At 57.5% G+C, this 13,228-nt stretch carries 12 protein-coding genes; 3 read left to right on the top strand and 9 right to left on the bottom strand.

Going from position 1 to position 13,228, the window contains the following annotated elements:
• Positions 1-169: 169 nt before the first annotated feature.
• The 5 genes from NW856_RS12670 to NW856_RS12650 form a co-directional block, all read right to left on the bottom strand.
• The gene (locus tag NW856_RS12670; RefSeq protein WP_414400562.1) at positions 170-1,540 is read right to left on the bottom strand and encodes a cytosine deaminase; all 1,371 of its coding nucleotides are present in this window, start codon (positions 1,538-1,540) and stop codon (positions 170-172) included.
• 75 nt (positions 1,541-1,615) lie between these two features.
• On the bottom strand, positions 1,616-1,945 hold the full coding sequence (locus NW856_RS12665; protein WP_414355873.1) for a YggT family protein: 330 nt from the start codon (positions 1,943-1,945) through the stop codon (positions 1,616-1,618).
• Positions 1,946-2,123: 178 nt separating this feature from the next.
• Positions 2,124-2,456 (bottom strand): hypothetical protein, encoded by a 333-nt coding sequence (locus NW856_RS12660; RefSeq protein ID WP_414400561.1) that lies wholly within the window; start codon positions 2,454-2,456, stop codon positions 2,124-2,126.
• 84 nt (positions 2,457-2,540) lie between these two features.
• Positions 2,541-4,313 (bottom strand): ABC1 kinase family protein, encoded by a 1,773-nt coding sequence (locus NW856_RS12655; protein WP_414400560.1) that lies wholly within the window; start codon positions 4,311-4,313, stop codon positions 2,541-2,543.
• A 121-nt stretch (positions 4,314-4,434) separates the two neighbouring features.
• Complete coding sequence (locus NW856_RS12650; RefSeq protein WP_414400559.1) at positions 4,435-5,721, bottom strand: glucose-1-phosphate adenylyltransferase; 1,287 nt, start codon at positions 5,719-5,721, stop codon at positions 4,435-4,437.
• Between the two features lie 131 nt (positions 5,722-5,852).
• On the opposite strand from NW856_RS12650, the gene NW856_RS12645 reads away from it, so the two are divergent.
• The 3 genes from NW856_RS12645 to sat all read left to right on the top strand — a co-directional run bounded on the left by NW856_RS12645 (position 5,853) and on the right by sat (position 8,500).
• A complete protein-coding gene (locus NW856_RS12645) occupies positions 5,853-6,635 on the top strand; it encodes a ParA family protein (protein ID WP_414400558.1) in 783 nt (260 codons plus the stop codon).
• A 140-nt stretch (positions 6,636-6,775) separates the two neighbouring features.
• Positions 6,776-7,144: a hypothetical protein gene (locus tag NW856_RS12640; protein WP_414329683.1), complete on the top strand. Its 369-nt coding sequence runs from the start codon at positions 6,776-6,778 to the stop codon at positions 7,142-7,144.
• A gap of 165 nt (positions 7,145-7,309) precedes the next feature.
• Positions 7,310-8,500 carry a sulfate adenylyltransferase gene (gene sat / locus NW856_RS12635; protein ID WP_414400557.1) on the top strand — a complete coding sequence of 397 codons (1,191 nt, stop codon included), beginning with the start codon at positions 7,310-7,312 and terminating at the stop codon, positions 8,498-8,500.
• 108 nt (positions 8,501-8,608) lie between these two features.
• On the opposite strand, the gene NW856_RS12630 is transcribed toward sat, so the two are convergent.
• The 4 genes from NW856_RS12630 to NW856_RS12615 form a co-directional block, all read right to left on the bottom strand.
• Positions 8,609-10,609, bottom strand: a complete 2,001-nt coding sequence (locus NW856_RS12630) for a primary-amine oxidase (RefSeq protein WP_414400556.1) — start codon at positions 10,607-10,609, stop codon at positions 8,609-8,611.
• An 803-nt stretch (positions 10,610-11,412) separates the two neighbouring features.
• On the bottom strand, positions 11,413-11,838 hold the full coding sequence (locus tag NW856_RS12625) for a hypothetical protein (protein ID WP_414400555.1): 426 nt from the start codon (positions 11,836-11,838) through the stop codon (positions 11,413-11,415).
• A 43-nt stretch (positions 11,839-11,881) separates the two neighbouring features.
• A complete protein-coding gene (locus NW856_RS12620) occupies positions 11,882-12,709 on the bottom strand; it encodes a TlyA family RNA methyltransferase (RefSeq protein ID WP_414400554.1) in 828 nt (275 codons plus the stop codon).
• 95 nt (positions 12,710-12,804) lie between these two features.
• Positions 12,805-13,228 (bottom strand): ATP-binding cassette domain-containing protein (locus tag NW856_RS12615; protein WP_414400553.1); only part of this gene is annotated, 424 nt, incomplete at its 5' end.

Below are 13,228 nucleotides of genomic sequence, written 5' to 3'. Positions count from 1 at the left end.
CGACCTACCAGCTTGTCTGGGGATCCCGTTCTTCCTGGCTTTGTGGTGGATCTCACCCTAATCTGGGGATAACCGACCCACCCCATGACTCCAAATTTCATTTTTCCCACTCTGGGGAGAAACGCCAGGGATCCCCAAGCTGCTTCGCTGCAATTCAAGTAACCCTGCTCTACTGCTTGGAGCCAGAACTAACCGCTGCTCCCACCCTCTCCATTAGGTCGTCCAGCTCGCTGTAGTCCGGCAAAGTGGTGTCGATGGCCTGCCCCTGACGCAACACCACCCGGTCATGTTGGGGTCGCGAGAGCAGCTCGTCAAAGCCACGTCCCTTGAACAGCACCAGATCTGCCGGCAGCCCCACCCCAATTTGCCCTCGCTCGGTCAAGCCCATGATGCGGGCAGGGGTGGTGGTAATCGCCTGTGGCCAATCCCCATAGGGGGTATCCAGGTGCAAAATGCGGGTGGCCTCCCGGAACACCTCCAAGCCATCGTGATCCCCAAAGCCATAAAAGGGATCCCGGCAATTATCGCTGGCTATCATCACCGGCACGCCCAAAGCCTTCAGCTCATGCAACAGCGTCACTCCCCGCCAGCGGGGGGTATGGCCGGGGTTACGGGCTTGCAAATATAGGTTACACATGGGCAGGCTGACCACGGCAATTCCCGCCTCTCTGACCAAGGCCATAGTCTTGTGGGCCACCTCCGGCGGTTGCACGGCCAGGCTACAGCAATGGCCACACACCACCTGATGGGGAAAATCGTTGCGCAAGGCCGCCGCTGCTACGTGTCTCAACGTGAGGGATCCCGGATCATCCGTCTCATCCGTATGAAAGTCCAGAGCCAAGCCCCGCTCCTTGGCCAGGGCAAACACCCGATCCAATTGCCGATCCAGTTCCGGCCCCATCGCCGCCACCCCACCCAGGATCCCGCCCACTTCCGCCACCTTGTCCGCCAGCTTTTCCCCTGCAGGGGTGAGAAAGGTATCCAAGCTCAGAAGCGTGACCGCCTGGAGTTCCAGCTTGCCCGCCCACTCTCGGCGCAACTGGACAAACACCTCCCAGTTGGCCCCCATAACCTGAGGATTCTCACAGACCAGATGGGTGCGCACTGCCTGGGATCCATGGGCATAGCTGCAGCGCAAACCAAAGCTGAAGCGACGGTAGAGATCCTCCCGAAACTGCTCCGGATCCCCGTCATAGGCTTGCTTCATCTTCACCCAATCTTCCTGGCCGGCCTGCCTCGCCCCGGCAAAGGTACCATCGGGATTGGGGGTGCGCGGCCACACATGTCCCTTGTCCAGGTGGGTATGGATGTCCACAAAACACGGCCACACTTGGCCCCGCCTTAGATCCACGCCGGGGATCCCCTGGGGCGGGATCCCTGTTGCCGCCTGGATTTGGCGGATCTGCCCCCCTTCAATTTCCAGATCCAGCAACACCAGGTTATCGCGGTTGGGAACAGCTCCTGGCACCGCCTCCTTCAGTACCGACAGGGGAACCTGAGCATTCAGCAGCCAGTAGTGGGCAACGCCGGGGATCTGCATGGCGGGCAACGAAAAAAGCAGCTCTCCATCGTAAAGGGATCCCGGCCTATCCAGATGAATCCAGTGCTACAGCGGCTAGGCAAACTGGCCCACCACCTGCATGGCAAAGCTGAGCAAAATGAAGGCCAACCAGGGGGAAAAGTCCAAGCCACCAATGGGGGGAATGATGCCGCGGAACAGGTTGAGATAGGGATCGGTGAGTTGGCTGAGCACCGACAGGATGGGGTTAGACCAGTTCAGTTGCGGGAACCAGCTCAGCAAGATCCGCACGATCAGCAGAGCATTGTAAATGACGATGAACTGGTAAAGGGAGCGGAACAGCAACGACCCGGCAGTGCCGTAGACCAACCCCAGAGAGAGGCCGTCCATCCAGGCGAGAGGAGACAACAAGTGGCTAAGCATCATAGCGGTTCAGAGAAGGGAATGAACAAAACACAGATCAGTCAGACAGACCAAACGCCGTCAGCAGAGGCAAACCTCACATCCGATGGCAACCCATCCAAAGATGCAAGGCAGAAAGCCATTGCCGCCTCTAGTTTGACATGGGCGGGAGACCCCTGAGGTTCCTTCTTCCCGCTCAAGCTCAAGAGTTTTCCTCAGCAGCAGGGGCAGGCACTTCCTTGACAAGCAACTGAGCCCGGGTGGCCTGGATCGCCTCGTTTAACTCGGCAATCTTGGCCTCTAGAGTGCGGCGGGCTTGGGCAATTCGTTCTGCCTCATTTTCCCACTTCTTCCAGTCGCTGGACATGGCCGACTCACCCGAAGCACTGAGGCGCGGTCGTTCAGGGGCTACCGAGGTGCCGTTGAGACGATCCGGATCCTGGCGTTGGCCTTCGGCAGATCCCTTTCTGAGTCGAGGGGCAAGCACAAACCCAATGACCCCGCCGATGATCCCTCCCAACAGGGCGCCAGTCACTACACCCGCAATGAAGTCACCTTTCTGATCTGCCACGCTTTTGTCCAGCTCAATAACAATAAACTTGAGTCATCTTCTTCCGTTCTACCTTTCCTGTCCCACTCCTGCCAGCAAATCCGACCAAGGTTGAGGTAGCCGCCAGCGGCTGAGATGTTCCAGATGGGCTTGCACCTGCTCCCTCAACTCGGCAAGCGTGTGTTGCAGATCGCCGGTCGAGGGTAGGGATCTCAGCGTCGCCTGCCAGAGGTAGGCCGGGGAAAGTTCAGGGCTGAGCAACCGCCACAGGCGCTGCAGCTCCTCAAAGTGAAGGCGATCATCTTCTGTGAGGGAAAGCACCAACTGGCGACGCAGATCGCGGGCCTCTTCCGACATCAGGTAGCGCAAACCCGTTTGGGCGGTGGGTAACCAATCCAATCCCCCATCGCTGCGGGCAATTTGAATCAGGTTCTCCAGGCGGTTCCAGCGGAACTTACCATCCTTGATCAACACTTGCAGCAGCCGTTGGCGAATACGCGGCGATTCATCCGTCAGCAGGCGCTTGGCCACATAGGGATAGGCCACACCGACGATGCGGAACTGGGGATAGAGGCTGAGGGCTACTCCCTCTTGGGTCACCAAAGAGCGGATCACCAGAGCAAAGTGGGAGGGCACCTGAAAGGGGTAGCGGTACATCAAGTCGGAGAACTGATCTGTGGCCGTTTTGAAGTTAAAGTTGACCACCTCTTGGGTCAGCACGTCTGCCAGCACCTTTTCCAAGGCGGGGATCAGCTCTTGGCGGCCGACATCCGGCTGCAAAAAGCCCAGATGAATAAAGTCATCAATCAGGGCGTTGTAGTCGCGATCCACCAGGTGAACCAGAGCATCCACCAAGTACTCCTTCATTTCCTCGGTGAGCTGATCCATCATGCCGAAATCGATGTAGGCCAAGCGACCATCGGCCAGGGCGAACAGGTTGCCCGGATGGGGATCCGCGTGGAAAAAGCCGTATTCCAGCAATTGCTTGAGGGCAGCAACCACCCCGATACGCACCAATTGTTTCACCTCCAGGTTGGCTGCTCGAATGCGCTCCACATCCGTCAGCTTGATGCCGTCGATCCACTCCAGGGTCAGAACCCGGCGGGTGCTGTAAGCCCAAAAGATGCGCGGCACGTACACATCCGGATCGTCGCGGAAGTATTCGGCGAAGCGCTCGCAGTTTCGCCCTTCGTGCAGGTAGTCGATCTCTTCAAAAAGCTTGCGGCCAAACTCATCGACCACCGCCGTCAAAGTACTGCCCAGGTTTAAGGGCAGCCAGGGGCCCAGCCATGTCGAGGCCCAGCGAATCAGGTACAGATCCAGGCTCAACTGCTCTCGCAGATGGGGTCGCTGCACCTTCACCGCCACCCATTCGCCGCTGTGCAACTGCGCTTTGTAGACCTGCCCCAGGCTGGCAGCGGCCACCGGCTCTGGAGAGATCTGGGCAAAGATCTCGGCAATCGGACGGCCCAACTCGGATTCGATGCGGGCAAATGCTTGCTCGGAAGGAAATGGCGGCAGTTGATCTTGCAGTTGGGTGAGTTCTTCTAGGTAGTCTTTGCGCACCAGATCGGGGCGGGTGGAGAGGGCCTGACCCACCTTGATGAACGTTGGCCCCAGGTCGGTGAGCAGCTTTCGCAACTGCACCGAGCGCCGTCCCACATTGCGATCAGTGTGTCCCCACAGTTGATCCCAGCGCAAACAGAGGACAAACCACAAGAAAGGCCAGAGAATGGCCAGCGCCCGACCAATCACTTGGGGCAGGCGCCAGCGGTAATAACGGCAGATCAATTGCGGATCGTAAACTTCCAAAGCGGCAATGGGCGAAGTTCTACTAAACACACTCCAGCGATCTCACAGTCTTTTGTTTTAAAGCTCTCGGTATCCATCTTAACAGAAAAAGCCTCACTGTTTCTGTGCCTCACCCGGCCCCATTCTCGGCCAGGGCCGGCCTGTTTCCCCCTCAAATGATGGTGTTGTCCGGGATCACCGAGTCTTTGATGATGGTGACGATGCCGTTGCTGATCCAGATCCCTTCCTCTTCCCGCTGCGCTTCGGTGACGTGATCCTTGTTGAGGATGCGGACATTGCGCCCAATGCGGGCATTCTTATCCACGATGGCGTTGACAATGTGGGAGTTGGCCCCGATGCCCACCGGTGGGATCCCTTCCTCTAGCCTGGCCTGCCGCTCTTCTACCGACTCGTAGTAATCGGCTCCCATCACCAGGGTGTTTTCGATGATGGTGTTGGCCTCCAAGCGGCTGCGAATGCCGATGATGGAGTTGCGAATTTGGGCGTTTTTGATGATGCAACCATCGGCGATCATGGAGTTGACAATCTGGGAGTCGAGGATTTTGTTGGGGGGCAAAAAGCGCGGGCGGGTGTAGATGGGCATTTCGCTGTCGAAGAAGCTGAAGGGCGGGTTGGGCTGCTGCACCAGTGCCAGGTTGGCCCGGTAAAAAGCCTCGATGGTGCCGATGTCTTCCCAGTAACCCTTGAAGAGGTAGGCTTGCAGATGGTACTTGCCGATGGCTGCCGGCAGCACCTCTTTGCCAAAGTCGGTGTGCTCCTTGACTTTGAGCATCTCGATGAGGGCTTCCCGCCTGAACACGTAAATCCCCATAGAGGCAATGTAGGGTTTGGCTTTGGCCTCTTCCGGGCTGAGGCCGAGGGCTTGGGTGTCCACCTGACAGGCTTTCAGCAGATCTCCTTTCGGCTTTTCCTTGAAATCCACAATGCGACCGTTTTCGCCGAGCTTGAGCAAGCCAAAACCCGAGGCCACTTTTTCTTCACAGGGGAGCACCGCCAGGGTCACATCGGCTCCCACCTGCCGGTGATGGTGGATGAAGGGGCGGTAGTCCATGCGGTAGAGGTGATCCCCAGACAGGATGAGGAAGTCCCGCGGCTTCCAGGAGTCCATCAGCCAGAGGTATTGGCGAACGGCATCGGCGGTGCCTTGGAACCAATCGGGATTGTCAGGGGTTTGTTGGGCCGCCAAAACGTCCACAAAGCCGCCTGTAAAGGGAGACAAGCGGTAGGTGTTGACGATGTGGCGGTTCAGAGAGGCCGAGTTGAACTGGGTGAGGACGTAGATTTTTTCGATGTCGGAGTTGATGCAGTTGCTGACCGGGATGTCGATGAGGCGGTATTTGCCGGCCAGGGGCACAGCAGGTTTAGCGCGGCGCTTGGTCAGGGGATAAAGTCGGGTGCCACGCCCACCTCCCAAGATGATCGCCAGTACATCGCGCATGGTTGTCCTCCACCAGGCTACACCCAATAGCATAGACTGCTGCGGGGCCACCTCAACGACTGTCCTGTCGGATCTGGCCGGGCTGCTCGGAAAGGGGAACAAGTTGGCAAGACAGAATGCAGGGAGAGCTGATGGCGCGTATCCTGGCCTTTACCAACAACAAAGGGGGCACTGGCAAGTCCACCCTCTGCGTCCACGCGGCTCAGTTGACGGCCCAGCGGGGATACCGAGTTCTGCTCATCGATCTCACGTCCCAGGCCACTGCCAGCAGTCTCTACTTGGAAGAGGCCGGATCCTTGCCGGCACCGGAAACGGTTTGGGCCAGCTTACACCCGCAGCACCAACGTCCTCTGGAAGAGGTGATCTACTGCACGGACAAGGGAGTGGATGTGGCGCCCTCCCACAGCACCATGGCGGAAGTGGCGGCCCAACTGGCTGCTGCCGGAGAGACGGGTCAGGATCTGTTGCAGCGCCAACTGGATCCCTTGCTGCAGGACTACGACTTCATCTTTCTCGATACGCCGGGAGAACTGAATGCCCTCACCGCCAATGCCCTGCGGGTGGCCCAGCGGGTGTTGATCCCGACGCGGCTCAACCGCGCCGATTTCTCCTGCACGGAAGTAACCTTGCGCTACATTGAGGCCCTGAAAGGCCAGCTAAGCCAAGCCCGCGCCATTTTGACAATGCTGGATGACCGCTATCTGCCGGGGGGCATTTGGTCGGGATCCCATACCGGGCAATTGTATGTGCAAGCGCAACAGATTTTTGCGGATGTGCTTTCACCCGTTACTATTCCAGATAGCAGCGATTTGCGCATCGCCTTTGACTACGGCTTGACGGTGATGGACTATCGGCCTGGATCGGCGGTGTGTCAGCGGCTGCTACAGTTGGTTGAACGCGAGGTGCTCTTGTGACCGGATCTGACCGTAGCCTCTTTCCTTCGTCGGGGGAAACTTCCCGCCGCTCCGGCGGAATTCGGCGCAAGGCCGGTGCTAAAACCAGTTCAGAGCCCACCTCCGCAGAGTCTACTCCCACAGGCGAGGAGCCGACAACGATGTCTTCTCAGTCTCCCCCAGAACCAACCCCAGAATTGCCGGAAATTGCAGCCCTCAAAAGCCAACTGGCCGAAGCTCAACAACTCTTGCAAGACTACCAAAACAAAGTCTCTACCCTGCAAGCTCAATTGCAGCAGGTTACTGCCCATCGGGACGAATTGCAAAAGGCGCTGGCGCAGTTGCAAGCGGTCGCGGACGAGCGGGCCAAAACCATCCAGGAGTTACGGAAACCCAAAGAGCAAGCCCCCATCATTCAGCCCAAACCCCAATCCTCGCCTCTGCACGCGCAAAAGAAGATCATGAATCGGCCCATCTTCGACAATGTATCAGCCACCGATGAAAGCATGCCCCCCTATTTGTTGGATTAACCGGGATGGAGGGGATCCCTAAGGGCGTGATTTGGATGGGGTCTCCACCTGTTCTGCTCCCTCCTGTTTTCAGCCCGACCTGTGCTTTTTTCCCTGCTTCCTGGAGATCCGGGATTCGATAGTTGGATATTGGATTGGATAACCTTTGTTCTCAGTGCCCTTCTCATGAGCCAATCTCCATCGACTCTCCCTGCTGGTGATGCCATTCCGCCCCACGGGGGCACCCTGATCAACTGCATTGCCCCGCCTGAGCAGGCGCAGGAGCTGCGTTCCAAAGCCGAACATTGCCCCATCCTCTATCTCGACGAGCGGGCCCAATCGGATCTGGAGATGATCGCCATTGGGGGCTTCAGCCCGCTAACGGGGTTTATGGGGCGGGAAGATTACCAGGCCGTTCTGGAAACAATGCACCTGGCCAATGGCTTGGCTTGGTCGCTGCCGGTCACCCTGCCGGTCTCCTCAGAAGTGGCAGCGGGTCTGAAAGAGGGGCAAATGATTGCCTTGGCCAGTGCCGAGGGCAAGATCCTGGGCTTACTGGAGCTGACCGAGAAGTTCACCTACGATAAAACATACGAAGCCCGGCAAGTTTATCGCACCACCGATGAGCAGCATCCAGGGGTAAAGGTGCTCTACGAGCAGGGATCCGTCTATTTGGCCGGCCCCGTCACCCTCCTGCAGCGGGATGCCCACCCTCTTTTTCCGGCCTACCAGATTGACCCGGCCCAATCGCGGCAACTGTTTCGGGAAAGAGGCTGGAGAACCATTGTAGGCTTCCAAACCCGCAACCCCATCCACCGCGCCCATGAATACATCCAAAAATGTGCCTTGGAGATTGTGGACGGGCTATTTTTGCACCCGCTGGTGGGGGCTACCAAAAGCGACGACATTCCCGCCGATGTGCGTATGCGCTGCTACGAGGTGTTGATCGAAAAGTACTACCCCAAGGAGCGGGTGATCTTGGCCATCAACCCTGCGTCGATGCGCTACGCCGGCCCCCGCGAGGCTATTTTCCATGCTCTCATTCGCAAAAACTATGGCTGTACCCATTTCATTGTGGGGCGGGATCACGCCGGGGTGGGGAACTACTACGGTACCTACGATGCCCAACACATTTTCGATGAGTTCCAGCCGGGGGAGCTGGGCATCATTCCCTTGAAGTTTGAACATGCTTTCTATTGCACCGTCACCGGCACCATGGCCACGGCCAAGACCAGCCCCAGCCAGCCTCACCAGCGCATTCACCTCTCAGGTACCAAGGTGCGGGAAATGCTGCGCCGCGGTGAAGTGCCCCCGCCGGAGTTTTCTCGACCAGAAGTGGCCCGGCTGCTGGCCGAAGCCATGCGAGAGCGGGGTTAACCCTGGGAATCTCCCTAAGTGGCAGTCAAAAAGGGCCTGGGACAGACCAGACCCTCTGTATTGAAAGTTGTATTGAAAGTTGAACTTGAACCAGATTCCAGTCGAGTATCAGGCCGGCTCCGCTAGATTGATTGTCGGGTTGCGGTCGAAGAAGCCCCAAGGTACCAGCCTAAAGCCCGTTCTGTGTACAGGCATGACGGGCCAATCCTCTGGGCGCGGCACATGGGAAACGCCCAAGGAATACCAAACCACCAGATCCTCCCCTTCTAGAGGTTGGTCGTCGCTCACCCACTTCGGCAATCCTTCTCCAGGCCCGCTTTGGTTGGGATAAGGGCCAGCAGCATACAGTTCGCCGGGCTGGTAGTGGGTAGCCCAGAAGTGGTGGGTGGCAAATCCGGCCCGCTCCCGCACGTTGGATCCCTCGACCGGCAGGAACATGGCATTGGGGCCGGGCATGAGGGCGTAGCCGGTAGGAGCGCCGAGGGCGTTGGTCTTGCTGCTGGAGACGATGACCCACTTACGGCTGCTGGCCATGTTCAAGTCCCGTACGGCCTCTTTTTCGCTGAGCAAATGCTTCTCCTCCATGATGAAGGCGTTGCCTGCCGGGTTGTCGGGGCTTTGGGGCAGGGGCTTGAGGTTCATCTCCATAACGGCATTGTCGGTGCCATCCACATCCATATCCAGCCGGAAGCTGAAGTAGTGCTGGTGGTTGGTACCGCCCACATTGGGTGCCATCAGGGGGGCAAAGGGATCCGCGTCAGCAGTCGTCACAGCATCTGTACCCTTGGCCAAGACGATTCCGGTCAGATCTGCCTGCACTTCAAAGGTGCCATCCTGGTGAAACACCCAGCTAATGCCGTAGTCGTAATTGCCGATGGCGGCGGTCATGGTCATGACCAACTCACGGCTGCGGCGCACATCGTTGCGCTTTGTGTTGTACTCGTAGTGCTTCCAGAGCATGCCGTTATCCCGCTCGTAGAGGCCAATCACCCCCGGCATCACGTAGGGCTCCCCATCGTTGTCGGCAAAGACGGCATCCAGCAACAGGCCGTTCTCCGGTACCTCCTTGCCCAGCTCCATGGTGTTGGCGAGCAAGCCAAAGTTGTATTCCCCCACATCAAAGGCGTTGCGGAAATACCAGGTTTCATCGGGATCCCCGTAGGGCACCACCATCTCCGAGAGGCTCACCCGGTAGAACACAGGCCGTTCTTCTTCTCCCTCTTGGTAGCGAGCAGTGTAGAGCACCAATCCCTCGCGCGGGTGCATCAGGTAGCGGAACTTCCAGCCTTGCCAGGTGATCTCGTTACCCTTGATGTCGTAGCTGGCGCCCCCGGGGTGGGTAATTTTTAGAGGTTTGGGGGCGGGGCGAACGCTGCCCAGAGAAGCGAGGTCGTAGTCAAAGCTCTCTTTGGAGAAGGCCACAAGGGTGTCATCGTCGATCAGCTTTGAGACTTTTCCCGTGTTCAGGTTCACAGTGGCCAAAACCCCTTCAATGGGGGCACCGTAGTAGTTCCAGTTGTCGCCTTTGTAGTAGGAAATGCCGCGACAGAAGCGATTTCCGGAGGCTTTTTCCTCTTCGCTCAAGTTGCCCGGCGCCCAACAATCCACAGCCACGCGGTCGAAATCGGTGATCCCCCGCTTGCGCATTGCCTCTTGCCAGCCGGGATCCGCCTTCACCACTTCTGCGGCCAACCCAAACTCGCTGCTCACCATCGCCGGTTGCACACCGGTCACTTCCGTCCAGCTAACCAGCTTGTTTTCCATCAGGTCGACAATGGCTTCGTGGGTGCGGTTGGCCTTCGGTTCGTAAACGATGGCAAAAGCTTCTCGGCGAAAGGGATCCCCCGGCTGAAAGCTGAGCACCTCGGCTTTGTCGGGCTCCCGCAGATCGATCAGCACAAAGGTGGCATCCTCGGCCAAGTTCTCGGCCTTGCGGATAACGCTGGCCGTCATTTTAATTTCCTCGGCAGTCAGGGGATCCAGCGGGTGAGAGGCCTTGGGGGATCCCGGCGAACTGGCGATGGTCAGAGCTACAATACCGACGCCAAATACAACTGTGATAACCAATATCTTTAGCCAACGTGGCCACTGCCGCCCAATGTTCAACATGGATAAACCCCCTTTTGGGTATGCGGATGGGGTGAGGATTGCCGGCCAAGCCCACCCCTCTAAAGTGGCCTCATTCAAGCATATGGACGGGGTTACAAGTGCATCCAACGCTACCAAGTCCGCTGCCGGCCTCTGCCTTATCCCATAAAAAACCCCACGCCAAAGGCATGGGGAGAATGCATGACGGGAATCCGGCTCTCCTACACCCTGAGGTCAAAAAGCCCTGAATAGGTGGCAACAGCCCTCATCCCGCTTCAAACCGGAGTTGTTCGGGATCCACATAATAGCAGCGGGCATTGTCAGCACAGATCAACGCCCAGCCATTTTGGTCAGCCTCGACCAAAGTATACTCAGACTGGGGGATGAAGTGGCCTTGGTGGTTTCGGGTATCGCTCTTAACCCAAACAATCTGACGGTTCATCTTAAAGTTCCTCCCATTTGCGGTCAAAGGGGTCAAAAGAGTAAGGTTCGAAAATAGGACTCGATCTCAGCGGCTATGGAAGCAGCGGCAATACAGCCCGCACCGCAATACAATGAAGTGCAGCGTAAAAAGTACAGCCACCACCGGGCCAAGCATCTCGCACCAACCCAGAGCCCAATCTCATCAATTGAGTCCGGCGAAGGGAAGGCGATGAGAGCTAGCCCCTATGGATAAATGGATTTCATCTTGCGATTGGGTACAATGAAGTCTAGCACCTGAAGTCTAGCACCGACCCCATGAGGACATCGCTAAGAGTTGTAGATTAAAATAACGAGCCCTAGATTTTCCTAAAATCTTGTTGCAAAACCAGGAATAGGGTCACTTAATCTTCTTCAAAAAGCCAGTTGTAAATCTTGCTCAAGTGGGGCCAAGCGGGACGGCGGTTCCCTCCCTCCTTCAGGTTGGATTTGACGCCCTCAATCTGCTCGGGATCCCGTGCCAAGATTTGCTTGATGGTCTCCACCTGCTGACGTACCCCCGTTTTTTTCAGCTCCAGCATGGCCAGGGTCAGATTCACACGGGGCTGAGCATCCACCGGATCCAACTTTACAGCAGTTTGAGCGGCCTTCAGAGCTTTTTCCGCCTGCCCCTCCAGAAGATAAAGCCAGGACAAGCACGTCCAAGCCGCCGCCGCCTTTGGGGATCCCTTACAGATTGACTCAAAAGAGGGAATTAACGTCTTGGCTGCTTCCCCGGATTCATAGCGCCGAATCCCTTCCTGAAATAATTCTTCAATTTTTTGGCTCATCTCCCTCAATCCAGCACATTAGCTTATTGACAAAATCGACGATCTATGCATGTAAAGTCGCTCTCGCCTGCTCGCTCATCTGTTGTAGCGCACTGCCGCTGGGGAGAGGGATCCCTTCTCCTTCAGCCAGCCAGAGCCAATACTCGATATTGCCGGCAGGGCCAGTGATGGGCGACCACGTGTAGCCTTGCACCTGCCAGCCCTGGGCCACGGCCGAGCGCATCACCGTCTCCAGCACGCGGGCATGGACAACCGGATCCCGTACCACCCCCTTTTTACCCACCTGGTCTCGGCCCGCCTCAAACTGGGGCTTCACCAGCAACAAAGCTTCCCGCGGCGGGCGCAACAGGTTCCAGAGAGGATTCAACACCTTGGTTAGGGAAATAAAAGAGAGATCCACCACTGCCAGATCTGGCCAGCTTGGAGTAGGCACCTCCGTTCCGTAGAGATCGACAGGCTGCAGGTAGCGCAGATTGGTTCGTTCCTTGAGGATGACCCGTGGGTCGGTTCGCAGAGACCAGGCCAGTTGCCCATAGCCCACATCCACTCCGTAGACCCGCTGGGCTCCCCGTTTCAACAAGCAGTCTGTAAAACCTCCTGTGGAAATGCCCGCATCCAAACAAATACGACCCTGCACCTGAACAGGAAAAGTTTGCAGCGCCCCCTGTAGCTTTTCTCCCCCCCGTGAGACAAAAGCAGGCCCAGACTGGACTTGCACCGCTGGATCCCCGCTCACCCAGGTTCCAGGCTTTTCCGCCCGCACCCCATTTAGAAAGACTTCTCCTGCCAAAATGGAGCGTTGCGCTTGCTGGCGTGAGGAAAAATATCCGCGCTCCACCAACCAGCTATCCAGACGCACCCGCTTGGCCATCTCGCCGGTGCCTCACCTTGCATAGATCTTCCCGCCCATTAGAATAGGCGAGCGGGATCCCACCTGACCAGAATTGAGGGAGCGCCAACAGCAGATTAGCCAAACCGTCCGCTCACGTACTCTTCCGTTTCCCAGTGGGCGGGAGCGTTGAAGATTTTCTCGGTACGGTTAAACTCCACCATCCGTCCGTAGCGGATCCCTTCGTCATCGATCTCCGTATTGAAGAAAGCGGTGAAGTCCGAGACCCGCGCTGCCTGCTGCATGTTGTGGGTAACGATAATGATCGTGTAGCGACGGCCCAGTTCCTTGAGCAACTCCTCAATGCGCAACGTGGAGATGGGATCCAACGAGGCACAAGGCTCATCCATCAGGATAACCTCCGGCTGGATGGCCAAGGTGCGGGCAATGCAAAGACGCTGCTGCTGTCCCCCCGAAAGGGAGAGCCCACTCATCTTCAGCTTGTCTTTCACCTCATCCCAGAGGACGGCGTAAACTACCCGGCTCCGACCGCTAAGCGGT

Source organism: Synechococcus sp. R3-13 (genome assembly GCF_047462195.1).
GTDB lineage: Bacteria > Cyanobacteriota > Cyanobacteriia > Thermostichales > Thermostichaceae > Thermostichus.
Note: the sequence above shows the minus strand (reverse complement) of the source record. Positions and strands in the feature narration are given on the sequence as shown.